The following is a 16,061-nucleotide window of genomic DNA, read 5'->3' as shown; positions in this document are numbered from 1 at the left end:
AGCCGCCGATCAGCACAGCCGCGCGCGGTCCCCAGGTATTTCCGGTCTCACTCGAACGGATGACGCGAACCTGCGGCGCGGCCCGGGCGGCCCGCCCGGCAGACTGTGCCCATGACGATGAAGCCCGCCGCGCTCAAGGCCGCCTGCCTGACCCTCAACGGGGCCGAGGAGACCTTTCCGTTCGGTCCGGAGACCTCGGTCTTCAAGGTCGGCGGGAAGATCTTCGCACTGAGCACCCTGGACGCGGAGCCGCTCAAGGTGAGCCTGAAGTGCGACCCGGAGGTCGCCGTGCGGCTGCGCGAGGCCTACCCGGCGGTCACCCCCGGCTGGCACCTGAACAAGCGGCACTGGAACACCGTGCTGCTCGACGGCTCGGTGCCGGACCGGCTGGTCCGCGAGATGATCGAGGACTCGTACGACCTGATCGTCACCCAGCTCCCGCGCCGGCAGCAGCTGGTGCTGGACTGGCCCGGTGTCGCCCGCCCGGGGGAGGGGGAGCAGCCGTCCCGCTGACGCCCGGGCCGCCGACACCCCCGCCGCCCCGGCCCGGCGTCCGACCGGCTCGGACCAGCTCGGACCGGCCGTTCCAGGCAGCCCGCGGAGTTCACTCGATCGGGTGAGGCCCGGAGGGATTCCTCCGGCCCTGCCCGGGCCGCTTCGTACGCTCGGCGCGAACCCCGCCGGGAGCCGCGCACCGGCTCGTCCTGCCCGTCCGGCCGCCCGGCGCCCGGCCGCCTCGCCATGCGGACGTGCGGACATGCGGACGCGGCGTAGGCGAATCCGCAGGTACGGGCGGGCCGGCCGCGGTTGGAGGCGGCGGCCGGCGGCCGGCGGGGCGGCACAGGCGGACACCGAGGGTGGGGACGGACATGGACAGCGACACAGGACGGCACCGCGGGCGACCGGGACTCACCCGGCGCGGGCTGATCGGGGCCTCGGCCGGGCTGGGCGGAGCGGCCTGGCTGCTGCGCGGGACGGTCGGCCCGGAGCGCGCCGGCGCGGCCGGCACGGCGCCGCCCGCACTGCCCGCCGGGACGGAGGTCTACCGGCGGGAGTACGAGAACTGGTCGGGCGAGATCCGCACCGACCAGCTCTGGACCTGCGCGCCGCGCACCCCGCAGGAGGTCGCCGCCCTCGCCGACTGGGCGCACGCCCGGGGCTGGCGGCTGCGCGCCCAGGGGTACCGGCACACCTGGGCGCCGCTGACGGTCGCCGACCGGACCGGCGAGGCGGCCCGCGTCCTGCTGGTCGACACCTCCAGGTACCTGACCGCGATCTCGGCCGCCTCCGCCGACACCGTCCGGGTGCAGACCGGCGCCACCATGGAGAGCCTGCTCGCCCACCTGGCCGGCCGGGGCCTGGGCGTCACCGCCTGCCCCGCGCCCGGGGAGGTCACGGTGGGCGGCGTGCTCGCGATCGGCGGCCACGGCACCGCCGTGCCGGCCGCCGGCGAGAGCCCCCGGCCCGGCCACGGCTACGGCTCGCTGAGCAACCAGATCACCGAACTCACCGCCGTGGTACGGGACGAGGCCGCCGGCCGGTACGTGCTGCGCACCTTCGACCGGGCCGAGGCCGACAGCGCGGCCTTCCTGGTCCACCTGGGCCGGGCCTTCCTCACCGAGGTCGTCCTGCGGGCCGGCGAGGACCAGCGGCTGCGCTGCGTCAGCCGCCTGGACATCCCGGCCGACGAACTGTTCGCCCGGCCCGGCACCGCGGGCGGCCCGCGGACCTTCGCGAGTTTCGTCGACCACGACGGCCGGGCCGAGGCGATCTGGTTCGCGTACACCGACCGGCCCTGGCTGAAGACCTGGAGTCTCGCCCCGGCCCGGCCGTTCGCCGCCCGGCAGGTGGACGAGCCCTACAACTACCCGTTCACCGACAACATCCCGGAGCCGGTGGCCCGGCTGGCCGGCCAACTGGTCGGCGGAGCCTGGGGGACGGCCCCGCTGTTCGGTCAACTCCAGTACCTGATCGCGAAGCTGGCGCTCACCGCCGACCTCACCGACATCCTGCTCTCCGGCGGACTGCTGCGCGACCTGCTGACTGGCGACACCCTCACCCATCTGCTGGCCGGCGGGCTGCGATCGGACCTCTGGGGGCCGTCCCGCACCCTGCTCCAGTACGTCCGGCCGAGCACGCTGCGGATGACCGCCAACGGCTACGCCGTGCTGGCCCGGCGGGCCGATCTCCAGTGGGTGGTCAGTGAGTTCGCCGCCCACTACCGGTCGCTGCTCGGGCAGTACCGGGCCCGCGGCGAGTATCCGGTGAACGGGACGGTGGAGATCAGGGTGACCGGTCTGGACGACCCCGCCCGATGCGGCGTGCCGGGCGCCCGCCCGCCGCTGCTGTCCGCCCTGCGCCCGCGGCCGGACCGCCCCGAGTGGGACACCGCGGTCTGGCTCGACATCCTCACCCTGCCCGGCACGCCCGGCCTGCACCGCTTCTGCCGCGACATCGAGCAGTTCCTGCTGCGGACCTTCGACGGGACGCGGGCCGGCCTACGGGTCGAGTGGTCCAAGGGCTGGGCGTACACCGAGGACGCGGCCTGGAGCGAGCCGGACGTGCTCGGCCGGGTGATTCCGGACAGCCTTCGCGCCGGCGGCGGTCCCGGTTGGGACGAGGCCGTGGCCGTGCTCGACCGCCACGACCCGCACCGGGTGTTCGGCAACCCGTTCCTGGACTCGCTGCTGCGCTGACCGGTGGCACCGGGCCGGCCGGGCACCCCTGCGATCGAGGGGTGCCCGGCCGGAAGTCCGGATCGAGGCGCGGGCGTTGCCGGGGGCCAGGTCAGCCGTGGTAGGCGGCGACGATCTTCGTGAAGGCGTACGGCGCCTGGCTGATCCCGCTGCAGGCGTCGCCCGCCGGGGTGCCCGAGGGGCACTGCCGGTCGCGGTTGACGGACCAGAAGGTGAAGCGGGCCAGGTGGTGCGCCTTGGCGTAGTCGGCGATGGTGGTGAAGTCCGCGACCGAGACGGTCTCGTCGCTCTCGTCGGTCTTCCCGTTCATCGAGGAGATCCCGATGTGGCGGTAGGCCGTCGCGGAGTCGTAGCCGTAGGCGCTCGCGACGGCGTTCTTCAGGCCGTCGGCGGCGGTGACGGTCACCGAGCCCATCGAGCCGCTGTGGCCGCCGAAGTCGAAGGGCATGACGGTCCAGCCGTCGAGCGCCAGACCGGCCTTCGCGCCTTTCTTGATCAGGTCGACGCCGGCCGAGTCCGGGCCGGTGGGGGTGGTGCCGAAGGTGACGTACTCCTTGATGCCGGGGTTGTTGTTCTTGACGATCTTCAGAGCGTCGATCACCCGCTGGCGGACCGTCGCACCGGCCACCTCGGTGTCCTCGATGTCGATGTCGATCGCCTTGAGCTTGTAGGCGTTGATCACCTTCTGGTACGCCCCGGCGAGGGCGCTCGCGGAGGTGCACTTCTCGCCGAGCTTGGCGCCGCTCCAGCCGCCGAAGGAGATCACCACGTCCCCGCCGGCCGCCCGGATGCTGTTGATCGCGCCCTGGTCGCTGCCGCCGGTGAGCGCCCGACTGCCGTCCCACTTGGGGTTGCAGCCGCCGTCGCTGAGCATGAAGGCGAGCGTGAACTGCTTGACGCCGGTCGCCGACATCACGGCGGTCGGGTTCTGCGGGCTTCCCCAACCCAGGTACTCGTACGGGGCGTTGAGGCCGACCGGATCGGGGGTGGCGGCCTGTCCGGCGGGGGCCAGCGCGAAGGCGGTGCCGGTGAGCGAGACGGCGGCGGCGAGGGTGAGCAGCGGGCGGAGGGGCTTGCGCGGGTTCATGGTTCACCGTTCCGTTGGTCCGTGGGGGAGTGGAGGTGCGGCGATGCGGGGCGGCGCGGGGAGGGAGCCCCAGTCACGTTAGGAAACTTTCCTAACGTATGCAGGGTAGGGAACCAGCTGTCGCGGTACACGTCAAGAGGCCCGGCCGGAAAGCCCGTTGCGGGCCTGCCACGGGTTCGGGCGGGCATGGCGAGGCCGGGCCGCCCGGCAGTGCCGCGCGCCCGGCCGGGGCGGCTGTCCTCAGCCCGCCGGGTTGTCGCGCAGCCGCTCCTGCTGGATCTCCGGGCGCTTGCTGTCCCAGAGCAGTTCCCAGACCCGGAACACGCAGTGGTAGTCCCGCATGCTGCCGCGCGTGATCAGCAGGTACGCGTCGCCGTCCCGCAGCAGCGTGCGCTGGCGGTCGGTCACCGGGTGCTGCGGTCGGTAGCCGGGCACGATGCGCTTCAGCTCCGCGAGCGCCTCCTCGCGGGTGCCCTCGATCTCGGCGAGGACCTTTGGCGCCCACAGCCGGTTGTCGCCGATGCCGTCGGTCTCCTCGACCACCAGAGCCCAGCGCGCCATCTCGTCCACCCCTTGTCCTCGGAATAAAGCCCCTCCTGGCCCGGTCAGCCTAGTACGGGCCCGCCGACCGCCTCCGTCGCGGTGGGCGCCGCACCGGGCGGCCTCCCAGCGGCCCGACCGGCGGCCCGGTGCGGAATACTCGCCGGTACCTTCCGAGATCCCAAGGAGCGCTTCAATGACGAAGCCGAACCGCATCGACCCGGCCGACCTCCTCGCGGTCGGCGACCTGCTCACCGACGAGGAGCGGCTGATCCGCGACACCGTACGGCGCTTCGCCGACGAGCGGATCAGGCCGTACGTGGGGGAGTGGTTCGAGCGCGGCGTCTTCCCGGCCCGGGAGCTGGCCCCCGAACTCGGCGCACTCGGCGTCCTGGGCATGCACCTCGACGGGTACGGCTGCACCGGCTCGACGGCGGTGGCCTACGGCGTCGCCTGCATGGAGCTGGAGGCGGCCGACTCCGGGCTGCGCAGCTTCGTCTCCGTCCAGGGCTCGCTGGCGATGCGCGCCATCCACGCCTTCGGCTCCGAGGAGCAGAAGCAGCAGTGGTTGCCGGAGATGGCGGCCGGCCGGGCGATCGGCTGCTTCGGCCTGACCGAGCCGGACTTCGGGTCCGACCCGGCCAACATGCGGACCAGGGCCCGCCGCAAGGGCGGCGACTGGGTGCTCTCCGGCACCAAGATGTGGATCACCAACGGCAGCATCGCGGACGCCGCCGTGATCTGGGCGCAGACCGAGGAGGGCGTCCGGGGCTTCGTGGTGCCGCGCGGCACCAAGGGCTTCTCGGCCAACGACGTGCACGGCAAGCTCTCCCTGCGGGCCTCGGTGACCAGCGAGTTGGTGCTGGAGGACGTGCAGTTGCCCGGTGACGCCGTGCTGCCCGGCGTCACCGGCCTGCGCGGGCCGCTGTCCTCGCTGAACGAGGCTCGCTACGGCATCCTCTGGGGCACCGTCGGCGCCGCCCGCGACTGCTACACCACCGCGCTGGACTACGCGAAGACCCGGATCCAGTTCGACCGCCCGATCGCGGCCTTCCAGCTCACCCAGCAGAAGCTGGTCGAGATGATGCTGGAGGTCGAGAAGGCCTACCTGGTCGCCCTGCGGATCGGCCGGCTCAAGGACGCGGGCGAGTCCGTGCCGGCGCACATCAGCTTCGGCAAGCTCAACAACGTCCGGGCGGCCCTGGAGATCGCCCGCAGCGCCCGGACGATCCTCGGCGCCAACGGGATCACCACCGAGTACCCGGTGCTGCGGCACGCCAACAACCTGGAGTCGGTGCTCACCTACGAGGGCACCGGCGAGATCCACACCCTCGTGCTGGGCCAGGCCATCACCGGTGAAGCCGCCTACAGCTGAGGCCTCCTCAAGGCACGGGCCGACAGCACGGGGCCGGGATGCCGGCTCGCCGCACCGGCGGCGGGCCGGTTAGGGTGGGCGCTCCCCCCGTACCCGCTCCGAGTGGAAGGCCTGGCATGACCGGCACCACCACCCTCTGGCGTCCCACCGGCCCCGAGGAGTTGGCGCTGGTCGAGGCCTCCGGTCGGCGTGCCTGGCCGCCGCGGCTGCCGGAGCAGCCGATCTTCTACCCGGTGCTGAACGAGGACTACGCGATCCGGATCGCCCGGGACTGGAACGTCCCCGCCTCCGGCGTCGGCTACGTCACCAGGTTCGAGGTCGACACCGACTTCCTCGCCCGCTACCCCGTCCAGCAGGCGGGCGGCCGGACCATCCTGGAGCTCTGGGTCCCGGCCGAGGAGCTGGCGGAGTTCAACCGGCACATCGTCGGGCTGATCGAGGTGGTCCACGAGTTCCGCCCGGCCACCTGACGGGGTCCGGCCGCACGCAGCGACCCCGCCCGTCCCGGCGCGCACGTGCCCGGGGCGGGCAGCCGTGCGAGCGCCACCGGGCGGACGCCCGTCGTTCGCCGCCAGGACACCGTCCGGTACGCCACCCACGGCAGCATGGCCGGGCCGGTGGGCGACGCAGCGGCGGCCGACCAGGCGCAAGGCTCGGCCGCAGCACCGGAAGGAACCCCCTCATGACCACGCCTCGTACACCCCGCGTGCTCGTCGTCGGCATCGACGGCGTGCGCCACGACCTGCTGTCCGAGGTGGCGATGCCCCGGCTGGCCGAGGTCGCCGGCGCCGGGTTCCTGGTGCCCGTCGAGGTGGACGCGGACACGCCCACGATGTCGGGGCCCTGCTGGGCGACCGTCGTGACCGGGGTCACCGCGACCAAGCACGGGGTGTGGGGCAACCACCTCGCCGGCAACCGGCTGGACGTCTTCCCGGACTTCGCGACCAGGCTCGCCAAGCTGGACGGCCGGCGCACCTTCGTCGCCGCCGGCTGGGAGCCCCTGATGCTCGCCATGGCGGGCGGCCCGCTGTTCCGGGCGCCGGGGCGCTCCTCGTACATCGCGCCGGCCGCCGACACCCCGGAGGCCTGGGAGGAGGTCGACGAGGAGGTCACCCGCGAGGCCGTCCACGTGCTGACCACCGCCGACCCGGAGGCCTCCTTCGTCTACCTCGGCGCGGTGGACGAGACCGCGCACTTCCTCGGCTGCGGCTCCCGCTACCGGGCCGCGATGCGGGCGGCGGACGAACGGCTCGGCCACCTCCTGGATGCCCTCCGCAGCCGGCCGAACCACCAGCGGGAGGCGTGGACCGTCATCGTCGTCACGGACCACGGGCACCTGGACGCCGGCGGGCACGGCGGCACCACCCCCGAGGAGCGGACCGCCTGGGTGGCCTGCGCCGGGCCGGACATCCCGGCCGCCGCGCCCACCGGGGTGATCCGCCATGTGGACGTGGCCGCCCAGGTCTACGCGTCGCTGGGCCGTCCGGTGGACCCGCACTGGACGCTGGACGGGCGGCCGTTCCCCGTGGCCCGGCAGGCACCGGCGGTCGGCCCCGACGCGACGGCGGGGGCGCCGGCCACCGCCGGGCCGAGCCGGGGCCGAAGCGCGGCCGGGCTTGTCCCCTAGAGCACGTCTTCAAAGGTTGATCCAGAGCAGGGTTGAGGCGAGAGTGACGGCGGCCTGGTAGGACTCGCGGGTCTGGTCGTAGCGGGTTGCTATGCCGCGGTACTGCTTGAGCCGGTTGAAGCAGCGTTCGACTGTGTTCCGGTGGGTGTACTTCTCCCTGTCGAAACCGGGCGGCCGTCCGCCGTGTCGTCCCCTTCGGCGGCGGCCGGCTGCCTGGTCAGCGCGTTCCGGGATGGTGTGGGCGATGCCGCGCCGACGGAGGTAGGTACGGATGGCGCGGGAGCTGTAGCCCTTGTCGCCCAGGACGTGGTCGGGGCGGGTGCGCGGGCGGCCCGCCCCGAGGCGGGGCACGCGGATGTCGGCCATGACCTGTTCGAAGCGCGTGCAGTCGTTGACGTTCCCGCCGGTGACCACCAGGCCCAGTGGGCGTCCCCGCCCGTCGCAGGCGAGGTGGAGCTTCGTGGTCAGTCCGCCCCGGGATCGACCGAGGGCGTGATCATCCGCTTTGTCCCAGTCGGGAGCCCCCCTTTGCGGCCGCCAGCCGCGTGCTGGTGGGCACGGGCGATCGTGGAGTCGACCGACACCAGCCAGTCGATGTCTCCGGCCGCGTCCTTCTCCGCCTGGATCGAGCGCAGCATCCGGGTGAAGGTCCCGTCCAAGGCCCACCTGCGGAAACGCGTGTACAGGCTCTGCCACGAGCCGTACCGCTCCGGCACGTCCCGCCACGCCGAGCCGGTCCGCAGCTTCCACACGATCCCGTTCAGCACCATCCGGTCGTCCGCCCGAGGCCGTCCCGTCCCCGCTCGCGGCAGGAGACGGGACAGCACCTCCCACTCCACGTCCGACAGCTCATGACGACGAATCACGACCAACATGATCGCTCATCAGCCCATCGCCTTTGAAGACGCGCTCTAGGGGTTCCGAGCGGGGGCCGGCCGGCCCCGCGGGCGGGACCGGCGCCGACCGGAGGGCCGGCCGGGGGTCTGACAGGACGACAGCTGAGCTCCGCGGCAGGCCGCCCGGGGCCCGGCGTACCTCTCAAGGTGGAGACCGTACCCCCTGGGGTGGAGGGCGGCTCGCGACCTCGTGCTGATGCCGCGTCGGGACGCCCGGGCCAGGATGGGAGGACTGGGAGAACCGGCGCTGTGGCGTCGCCGGATGAAAGGGTTGGAGCAGTCATGGGGATGCTGGGCAAGCTCGCACTGGGGGTGGCGGGCACCGGGATGGCGCTCGCGGTCGCGACGGTGGCCGTCGGCCCCCGGATGACGGACTGGTACGAGGGGCACCACCGCGAGCAGGCCGACTACTCCACCGGCAGCGCCGCCAAGGCGGGCCAGCGCACGGTGCCGGCCTGGCTGCCGGACGACGCGTCCGCCGTCCGCTACCTGAGGTCCACCACCACCGACGACAGCCTGCTCCGGGCGACCGTCCCCGGCGGGCGCCTGCCGGCCGGCTGCACGCCTTCCGAGCGGAAGAGCGGCGCGGCCCACGCCGGGCCGGCGGCGAAGGACCGGCCCGGGGCGGCCAGGCTCAAGGCGGGCTGGTTCCCGGCCGCGCCCGCGGCCGAGGTGTCCGGCCACTGCGGCCACTACAGCGTCGTACTGTCGGGCGATCAGCTGTTCGCCTGGCAGGACGGCGCGAGCGCACGGGCCGGCGCCCAGCGGGGCGCGGCGCCCCGGCGCTGAGCCACACCCGAGGCACCGGGCGCCGGCGGGCGGTGAGCCGGTCGTCCGCCGGAGCGGCGGTGTGGTGCACAGGGACCGTTCGGCCGGCCCCCCGGATGATCCACCCGGGGGGCCCGGCTGCCGGCCGGGCGGCAGGCTGGGGTAGGACGGAGCGAGTACCCGACGCTCGTGAGGAGCCCCATGCCCGGCCCGACCGCCGATACCACCGGTGCGCAGTCGACCCTCTCCCGTCCCTCCGACCTCACCGGCATCGGCCGGACCGGCGTCGTCGTCCTCGGCGGGCTGGTCGCCCTGGGCCCGCTCACCACGGACCTCTACCTGCCCGCACTCCCCGAACTCACCGCCGACCTGCACACCGACCCGGCGGCCACCCAGCTCACGCTGACCTTCTCGCTGCTCGGCGTCGCCGCGGGCCAGCTCCTGTTCGGACCGCTCAGCGACCGCCTCGGGCGCCGCCGCCCGCTGCTGGCCGGCCTGCTGGTCTACACGGCCGCCACCCTGCTCTGCCTGCTGGCCACCAGCCTGCCGCTGCTGGTGGCCGGTCGGTTCCTGCAGGGCATGGCGGGGGCGGCGGGGCTGGTGATCGGCCGGGCCATCGCCCGGGACCGCTACGACGGTGTCGCGGTGGTCCGTTTCCTCGCCTCGATCGGACTGATATCCGGGCTCGCGCCGATGTTCGCACCGATCCTCGGCGCCCAGCTGCTGCGCGTCACCTCCTGGCGCGGCACCTTCGGCGCGCTGGCCGTCCTCGGCGTGCTGCTCACCGTCTTCGCGCTGGTCTCGCTGCGCGAGACGCTGGCCCCGGCGGACCGCCACGGCGGCGGGCTGGCCGCCACCCTGCGGACCATCGGCCGGCTGCTGCGGGACATCCGCTTCCTCGGCCTCGTGCTCACCAGCAGCTTCGCCTTCGGGGCGCTGTTCGCCTACATCAGCGGATCGTCCTTCGTGCTGCAGCAGGTCTACGGGGTGTCGCCGCAGACGTACAGCCTGCTGTTCGGGGTGAACTCCTTCGCCATCGTCGGGATGACCCAGCTCAACGGCCGACTGCTCGCCCACCGCTTCCCCGCCCGCGCGCTGATGACGGCGGGGCTGGTGGTCGGCGCGGTGGCGGCGCTGGTGCTGCTCCTGCTGACCGGGGTCTGGGACCTCGGCCTGGCGGGGTTCTGCCCGCCGGTGTTCGTGATGATGGCCAGTATGGGTGTGGTGCTGCCCAACTCGGCGGCGCAGGCCCTCACCATGGTGGAGCCGGCGGCCGCCGGCTCCGCCTCGGCCCTGCTGGGGGTGGGGACCTTCCTGTGCGGCGCGCTGGTCGCACCGCTGAGCAGTGCCGGCGGCCAGCCGTCCGCGCTGGTGCTGGGGGCCGTGGTGCTGGGCTGCTCGGCCCTGGCGGGCACGGCGTACCTGGTGCTGTGCCGGCCTTGGCGGGTGGCGGCGGTCTGAGATCGGGCGGGGCGGGGGTCGGGCGGCGACGGGCGGCCGTGGGTGACCTGGTGATGACAGAGTGTGAAATCTGTCATCTGAAATCCGTCATCCGTTGACCGTCATCTGTGATCCGTGATCCGTCATCCGTGATCGGGCATCGGGCATCGCTCAACCGTCGCTCGCCACCCCGGGTCGGCCCCGTCCGGCTACGCCGTCCGGACGCCGAAGGCCCGCAGGGTGGTGGCCACCGCGGCTGCCGTGTCGCTCGGGCGCCGGTCCAGCTGATGAAGAGCCCGGCGGGCGTCCGGGGTCAGTTCGGCACCGAGGAAGTGCAGCTCCCCGAAGGACAGCCGGGGCGGCCGGCCGGTGGCCTTCGAGGTCAGCTCGCCGACAGTGGCGCAGATCCAGGCGGCGGGGCTCGCCAGCGTGGTCGGGACCCGGGCGTTCGGCACGGCCTCCTCCCGGCGTCCGGAGGCGCCGTCCGTCCGGGGTCGCGTACCAGTCCGTCCGGGGTCGCGTACCCGTCCGTCCGGGGTCGCGTACCTGGACTCCTGGTTGGCGTGCCCGGCCTTCCCACCGGTCCCGGAAACGCCGCCGCCGGGCGTGGCGCGGGCGGGGAGCCTGCGCCACGCCCGGCGGCTGGTCGTGCGAGGCCGGGAGGAGCGGTACCGGGCAGGGCGGTGCCGGACCAGTGCGGGGCCTGCGCCGGGCGGCGACCGGACCAGGTCCGACTGCCGCCCGGCGGTGCCGGGTGCTACCCGGCGGAGTTCGTCAGGCGATGGAGAAGTCGTCGCCGAAGACGTTGCCCTGGCCGTACCAGCCGTGCAGGTAGACCGTGACGGTGCCCGAGGCGCCGGTGGTGAACGGGACGGTGAGCTTGGTCCAGCTGGTGGCGGCCGGCGTCCAGGTGCTGGCCGCCGCGCCGCCGCTCACGCCGATGTAGGCGTAGTTGCCCTGGACCCAACCCGACAGCGTGTAGCTGTGGTTGGGCAGCAGGGTGACGGTCTGGGCGCACTCGCCGGTCTGTCCGGCGGTCACGGCGGCCTGCAGCGAGCGGGTGCCGCCGTGGACCGGGGTGGCGACCACGGCGCCGCCGCTCTGGCAGGTCCACGGGGCGAGGCTGCCGGTCTCCAGACCGCCGTTGACCAGGCCGGTCGGCGTGGTCCCGCCGGTCACGGTCAGGGTGTAGGTGGCGGTGTGGCTGCCGGAGGGGCCGGTGGCCTTGACGGTCAGCGGGTAGCTGCCGGCGGTGGTGGCGGTGGTGGTGCTGATGGACAGGGTGGCGGCCGAACCGGCGTTCACCGTGCTGGGGTTGATGGTGGCGGTGACGCCGGCGGGGGCGCCGGTGACGGTCAGGGCCAGGCTCTGGGCGGAGCCGGAGGTGACGGCGGTGGCGATGTTCGCGGTGATGGCGGAGCCGGCGGCGACGGTGCCGGCGGCCGGGGTGGCGCTCACCGAGAAGTCGTTGCCCGGCTGGGTGCTGGTGACCGTCAGGGTGTAGGTGGCGGTGTGGCTGCCGGAGGCGCCGCTCGCCGTGACGGTCAGCGGGTAGCTGCCGGCGGTGGTGGCGGTGGTGGTGCTGATGGACAGGGTGGCGGCCGAACCGGCGTTCACCGTGCTGGGGTTGATGGTGGCGGTGACGCCGGCGGGGGCGCCGGTGACGGTCAGCGCGAGGCTCTGGGCGGAGCCGGAGGTGACGGCGGTGGCGATGTTCGCGGTGGTGGCGGAGCCGGCGGCGACGGTGCCGGCGGCCGGGGTGGCGCTCACCGAGAAGTCGTTCACCGGCGTGGTGGTGCCGCTGGTGTACGGCGCGAAGATGTGGGTGAAGTCCCAGGTGCCCTGGCTGATCCCGGAGCAGTTGTCGGCGCCGGCGGTGCCGACGCAGCCGCCGTTGTCCCGCTGGAGGGCCCAGAAGGAGAGCGTGTTGACGCCCTTGGAGAGCGCCCAGTTGTACACCGTGGTGGCGTTGGCGACGGTGAAGGTCTCGGCCGGGCCGAAGTCGTCGATGCCGAGCATCTCGATGATGCCGATCGAACCCCACAGCTGCGCCGAGGTCTTGCTCGGGTAGAGCTGCGCGAGCTGGTTGTACAGACCGGTGGTGGCGGTCTGGGTGTCGGTCGCCATGTTGTGCGAGGCGTTGTCGTAGTAGTCGAAGGTCATCTGGTTGACGACGTCGATCCGCGCGTTGTTGGCGATCGCGTTCTTGATGACCTTCAGCCCGCTGTCGGCCAGCCCGCTGGTGGTGGTCGGCAGGGTGTACGAGAACTGGACGGAACGGCCGTTGGCGGCCGCCCAGTCCTGGACGATCTTGATGGCCTTGTTACGGCGGTCGATGCCGGCCGTGTTGGTCAGCGAGTTGTCCTCGATGTCGAGGTCGATCCGGCTGATGTCGTAGGTCGTGATGACCTTCTCGAAGGCGGCCGCGATCTGGTTCACATCGGTGCAGCTGTCGGCGAGTTCGGTGCCGGTGTTGTCGGCCGTGTAGCCGCCGAAGGACGGGATGACGTCGCCGCCGTTGGCGCGGATGGTGGCGATGTCGGCGCCGAAGGTGGACTGCGCGACGGGCATCGAGGCGTCGCCGTTCCACAGCGGTGTGCAGGAGCCCTTGGTGGCGGTCTGCAGGAAGGCCATGGTGAGGTTCTTGGCGCCGGACTGGGCGGCCAGCGCGGCCGGGCTCTCGCCGGTCCAGGCCTCGAAGTAGGGGGCGAAGATGCGGGTGGGCAGTGGGGTCGCGGCCTCGGCGGAGGCTGTCCCCACCGTGATCAGGCCGGCTGACGCGACCAGCGTGGCACAGGTGGCCACGATGGCCTGGACGGATTTGCGCAGGCGCATGTGTGTTCTCCAACAGACGTGTTGACGTTGACAGTTGGTGACAGTGGTCCGGCCTCGGCGGGAGCCGTGGCCGGGCGCCCGGGTCATGGAGGCACCGGGGCGGACGGCGGTGCAGGGGCACGGTCGCCGTGCGGGTCGGGGGTGGTCGGGACATGGGCAGGGCAAGCCCCGCCGGCCGGTGGTCACACCCCCACAGTGCATCCCGGTCGGATGGACACCGCCTATAGTTGGACTAGACCACCTGTCTGTCAAGAGTCCTAACAGTTCGTCATCGAAGCCATCCGGCGGCGGCCTGGCGGATATCGCTTGCGAGCCGGTCGCCGCAACGGAGATGATCTCCCCATGAATGGCAACGGCAGAGAGGGCGTGCGGCGCCCGAGCGTGTGAGCGCCAGGGTTCCGCCGATCCCGGCGGACGACCCCGGCCCCCGCCTGTACGGCCTCTCCTCCCCGTCCCGTGCGTCTCCGGTTCCCGCGTCCCCCCGCCGCCCGCGGGCCGCCCCCGCGCGCTCTTGCACACTCCGACAGCACCCCTTCGGGAGGAATCAGCATGACCGATCGCTCGGCCAAGGTCCGGGAGGCCCTGCACGATGGCGACCCCGCCGCCGCCATCCGCGAACTACGGCTCGGGGCTCATGAACTGGGACTTGCGGAGGCGGCTCCGCTGGTGGCGGAGATCGCCGCCGCGGTCGGCTTCGACGACCTCGCCCGCACCGCCGGCGCGCTGGGCGACGCCCCCGGCACGGCCGGTGCGCTCTACGCCTACGGCTACGCCTGCATCGAGCGCGGCGTTCCCTTCCTCGCCGTGCCCGCCCTCGCCGAGGCGCTCCGGCTGGCGGTCGAACCGGCGCCCTCCCGTGGGCTGTTCGGCCGCGTCCGCAGGCAGCCGGCCCCCGAACCGCAGGCGATCCTGGCCGAGTTGGCCGTGGCCCTGGAGGACGACGAGCGGCACGCCGAGGCGGTCGACGTCCTGGAGCGCCACCAGGGCATCCTGCGCGACTGGCCGGACCGCTACCTGCTCGCCTACAACGCGGTGATGTCCGGTGACCTCGACCGCGCCCGCCGTACCCTCGACGCGCTACCGCCCGCCGACCGGGACTGGCGGAGCGCCGCCGACCGGCTCCACCGAGTCCTGGACCGGGCCGCCGTCGCCGGCCAGGCCGGCCCGCCCGATCACCAGGACCTGCGGGCCTGGCACTTCGTCCTCACCGGCGGCCTGCTCGGCACTCTCTCGCCCTACGGGTTCACGGCCGGCATGACCGGTCGCTACGCCTACCTGGGCGACAGCTACGACGGGTGCCGGCGGGGGCTCGACCGGCTGCGGCTGATCCTGGACGCGGCGGGCCTGCGCCCGCGCTCCGTCTCGCTCCTCCCGGACCGGCCCAGCCGCGCGCTCGGCCTGGCCGCCGCCCGGCTGTTCGGCCTGCCCGCCGAGCCCTACCGCCAGGGGACACCGGACACCCTGGTGGTGGCCTACGACCTGAACGAGGTGGACGAGGCGCTCGTCCCCGGGCTCCGCGCGCGGGCGGCGGGGGAGGTGCTGTACGAGCACGTGACCTGCTGGACCTCGCCGCCGCCGGTCTCCGCCGACGTCAGCGCCCTGCTGGTGCAGTTCGCCCGGGCGCCGTGGGACGCGGCCACCCGCTACGTCCCCGGGAGCGAGCCGCTGGAGGAGCCGGCCGACCCGCGTCCGGCCGAGGAACTGGCCGCCGACATCTGCGCGGCCGACCCGACCCCGGACGCCGGTGACGGCGACACCCCGCCGGACCTGGACGAGGCCCTCGCGGCCTTCACCCGGGCCGTCCGGGGCCGCTGGCTGACGGGCCCGCGCGACCGGGTCCGCTCCTCCGGGCCGGTGCGTAGCTCCAGGTTCGACTGACCGGAGCCCGTAGCGGGCCGGGTGTCGCCAACGGCCGGGTTGCGACGGATCGGGGTCGGTTCGGCGGGAGCCGCAGGACCGGTGGGCCGGGGCGCCGGGGGGCGTCCCGGCCCACCTCCGCGCGTCCGGACGGCCGGCGCCACCCGGTCACCCGTGCCCGCAGCCCCGACCGGCGTGGGATCCGGCGGGGCTGCGGGCACCCGGGCCGGCGGGACCCGGCGTGCGGGTCAGGACGCGGGGCAGAAGGTGCTGCGGACGGCCTCGACGATCTTCGCGGCCTGCTCGGGGCCGAGGCCCGAGGGGTGCTTCGGGGAGGTGAAGCGCTGGTTCGTCAGGTCGACCAGCTTGTCCTTGTCCTTGGGGTAACGGTAGATGTCCTGGCAGGTGCTCCGGGCCCGCTCGGCGGCCTTGTCGGGTTCGCCCGCGACGATGTCCCGGTCGATGGCGTCGAGTGCGCCGACGAGCTTGGCGATCAGGGCGCTGTCCGGCTTGGGCGGCAGGCCGGCGTCGGCCGGCGGCGAGGGCTTGGCGGTGGCCGGCGGCGCGGTCGGGTCGGCGGGGGCCGGGGCGGAGGGGGGCGCCGAGGTTGCGCCCGGGGTGTCGGCGGCGGGGGAGGCGGCTGGTGCGGAGGGGCCCGGGGACGCGGGGGTGGCGGTCGAGGGCGCCGAAGCGGCGGAGCCGCTGCCGCTGGAACAGGCCGTCAGGGTGAGGGCGGCGGCCGCCGTGAGGGTGGCGGCGAGGAGGCGTGTGCGCATCGCCATACGGTGTCATGTTCGCGGCGGGTCGTCGCCGGTCGTGACGATCTCGTAATGCCGGCTTCGGGCCGCCCGGCCAGGCCCGCCCTCGGCCCGCCGGGACAGCTCTCGGACCGGAGAGACAGCTCCAGGCCCGCCAGGCCGGCCCTCGGCCCGCCGGGAGG

13 protein-coding genes and 1 pseudogene are annotated in these 16,061 nt (G+C 73.8%); 8 read left to right on the top strand and 6 right to left on the bottom strand.

Going from position 1 to position 16,061, the window contains the following annotated elements; all coding sequences use genetic code 11:
• Window positions 1–117: 117 nt before the first annotated feature.
• Complete coding sequence (locus tag OG689_RS10360; protein WP_266327009.1) at window positions 118–513, top strand: MmcQ/YjbR family DNA-binding protein; 396 nt, start codon at window positions 118–120, stop codon at window positions 511–513.
• 356 nt (window positions 514–869) lie between these two features.
• Window positions 870–2,696 (top strand): cholesterol oxidase substrate-binding domain-containing protein, encoded by a 1,827-nt coding sequence (locus OG689_RS10355; RefSeq protein WP_266319581.1) that lies wholly within the window; start codon window positions 870–872, stop codon window positions 2,694–2,696.
• Between the two features lie 91 nt (window positions 2,697–2,787).
• On the opposite strand, the gene OG689_RS10350 is transcribed toward OG689_RS10355, so the two are convergent.
• Both OG689_RS10350 and OG689_RS10345 read right to left on the bottom strand, forming a co-directional pair.
• Window positions 2,788–3,783: a chitinase gene (locus tag OG689_RS10350; RefSeq protein ID WP_266319579.1), complete on the bottom strand. Its 996-nt coding sequence runs from the start codon at window positions 3,781–3,783 to the stop codon at window positions 2,788–2,790.
• 240 nt (window positions 3,784–4,023) lie between these two features.
• On the bottom strand, window positions 4,024–4,353 hold the full coding sequence (locus OG689_RS10345) for a hypothetical protein (RefSeq protein WP_266319578.1): 330 nt from the start codon (window positions 4,351–4,353) through the stop codon (window positions 4,024–4,026).
• Window positions 4,354–4,519: 166 nt separating this feature from the next.
• Here OG689_RS10345 and OG689_RS10340 point away from each other — a divergent pair, with 166 nt between their 5' ends.
• From OG689_RS10340 to OG689_RS10330, 3 genes are all read left to right on the top strand, one after another.
• A complete protein-coding gene (locus OG689_RS10340; RefSeq protein ID WP_266319576.1) occupies window positions 4,520–5,698 on the top strand; it encodes an acyl-CoA dehydrogenase family protein in 1,179 nt (392 codons plus the stop codon).
• 116 nt (window positions 5,699–5,814) lie between these two features.
• The gene (locus OG689_RS10335) at window positions 5,815–6,168 is read left to right on the top strand and encodes a hypothetical protein (protein WP_266319575.1); all 354 of its coding nucleotides are present in this window, start codon (window positions 5,815–5,817) and stop codon (window positions 6,166–6,168) included.
• Between the two features lie 212 nt (window positions 6,169–6,380).
• On the top strand, window positions 6,381–7,325 hold the full coding sequence (locus OG689_RS10330) for an alkaline phosphatase family protein (protein WP_323189270.1): 945 nt from the start codon (window positions 6,381–6,383) through the stop codon (window positions 7,323–7,325).
• Window positions 7,326–7,334: 9 nt separating this feature from the next.
• On the opposite strand, the pseudogene OG689_RS10325 reads toward OG689_RS10330, so the two are convergent.
• Window positions 7,335–8,188, bottom strand: a pseudogene (locus OG689_RS10325) (IS5 family transposase).
• Window positions 8,189–8,503: 315 nt separating this feature from the next.
• On the opposite strand from OG689_RS10325, the gene OG689_RS10320 reads away from it, so the two are divergent.
• Together OG689_RS10320 and OG689_RS10315 are read left to right on the top strand one after the other, a co-directional pair.
• On the top strand, window positions 8,504–9,010 hold the full coding sequence (locus OG689_RS10320) for a hypothetical protein (RefSeq protein ID WP_266319573.1): 507 nt from the start codon (window positions 8,504–8,506) through the stop codon (window positions 9,008–9,010).
• A gap of 180 nt (window positions 9,011–9,190) precedes the next feature.
• Window positions 9,191–10,450 carry a multidrug effflux MFS transporter gene (locus OG689_RS10315; protein ID WP_266319571.1) on the top strand — a complete coding sequence of 420 codons (1,260 nt, stop codon included), beginning with the start codon at window positions 9,191–9,193 and terminating at the stop codon, window positions 10,448–10,450.
• Between the two features lie 188 nt (window positions 10,451–10,638).
• On the opposite strand, the gene OG689_RS10310 is transcribed toward OG689_RS10315, so the two are convergent.
• Both OG689_RS10310 and OG689_RS10305 read right to left on the bottom strand, forming a co-directional pair.
• Window positions 10,639–10,884 carry a hypothetical protein gene (locus OG689_RS10310; RefSeq protein WP_266319570.1) on the bottom strand — a complete coding sequence of 82 codons (246 nt, stop codon included), beginning with the start codon at window positions 10,882–10,884 and terminating at the stop codon, window positions 10,639–10,641.
• Between the two features lie 319 nt (window positions 10,885–11,203).
• Window positions 11,204–13,264, bottom strand: coding sequence for a glycosyl hydrolase family 18 protein (locus OG689_RS10305; RefSeq protein ID WP_266319569.1), 2,061 nt, complete (start codon window positions 13,262–13,264; stop codon window positions 11,204–11,206).
• 549 nt (window positions 13,265–13,813) lie between these two features.
• Between OG689_RS10305 and OG689_RS10300 the strand changes: the two genes are divergently transcribed.
• Window positions 13,814–15,142 carry a hypothetical protein gene (locus OG689_RS10300; protein ID WP_266319567.1) on the top strand — a complete coding sequence of 443 codons (1,329 nt, stop codon included), beginning with the start codon at window positions 13,814–13,816 and terminating at the stop codon, window positions 15,140–15,142.
• Between the two features lie 227 nt (window positions 15,143–15,369).
• Here the strand turns inward: OG689_RS10300 and OG689_RS10295 are convergent, their stop codons facing one another.
• On the bottom strand, window positions 15,370–15,897 hold the full coding sequence (locus OG689_RS10295; RefSeq protein WP_266319565.1) for a DUF732 domain-containing protein: 528 nt from the start codon (window positions 15,895–15,897) through the stop codon (window positions 15,370–15,372).
• Window positions 15,898–16,061 lie beyond the last annotated feature (164 nt).

The organism is Kitasatospora sp. NBC_00240 (assembly GCF_026342405.1).
Classification (GTDB): Bacteria; Actinomycetota; Actinomycetes; order Streptomycetales; family Streptomycetaceae; genus Kitasatospora.
Note: the sequence above shows the minus strand (reverse complement) of the source record. Positions and strands in the feature narration are given on the sequence as shown.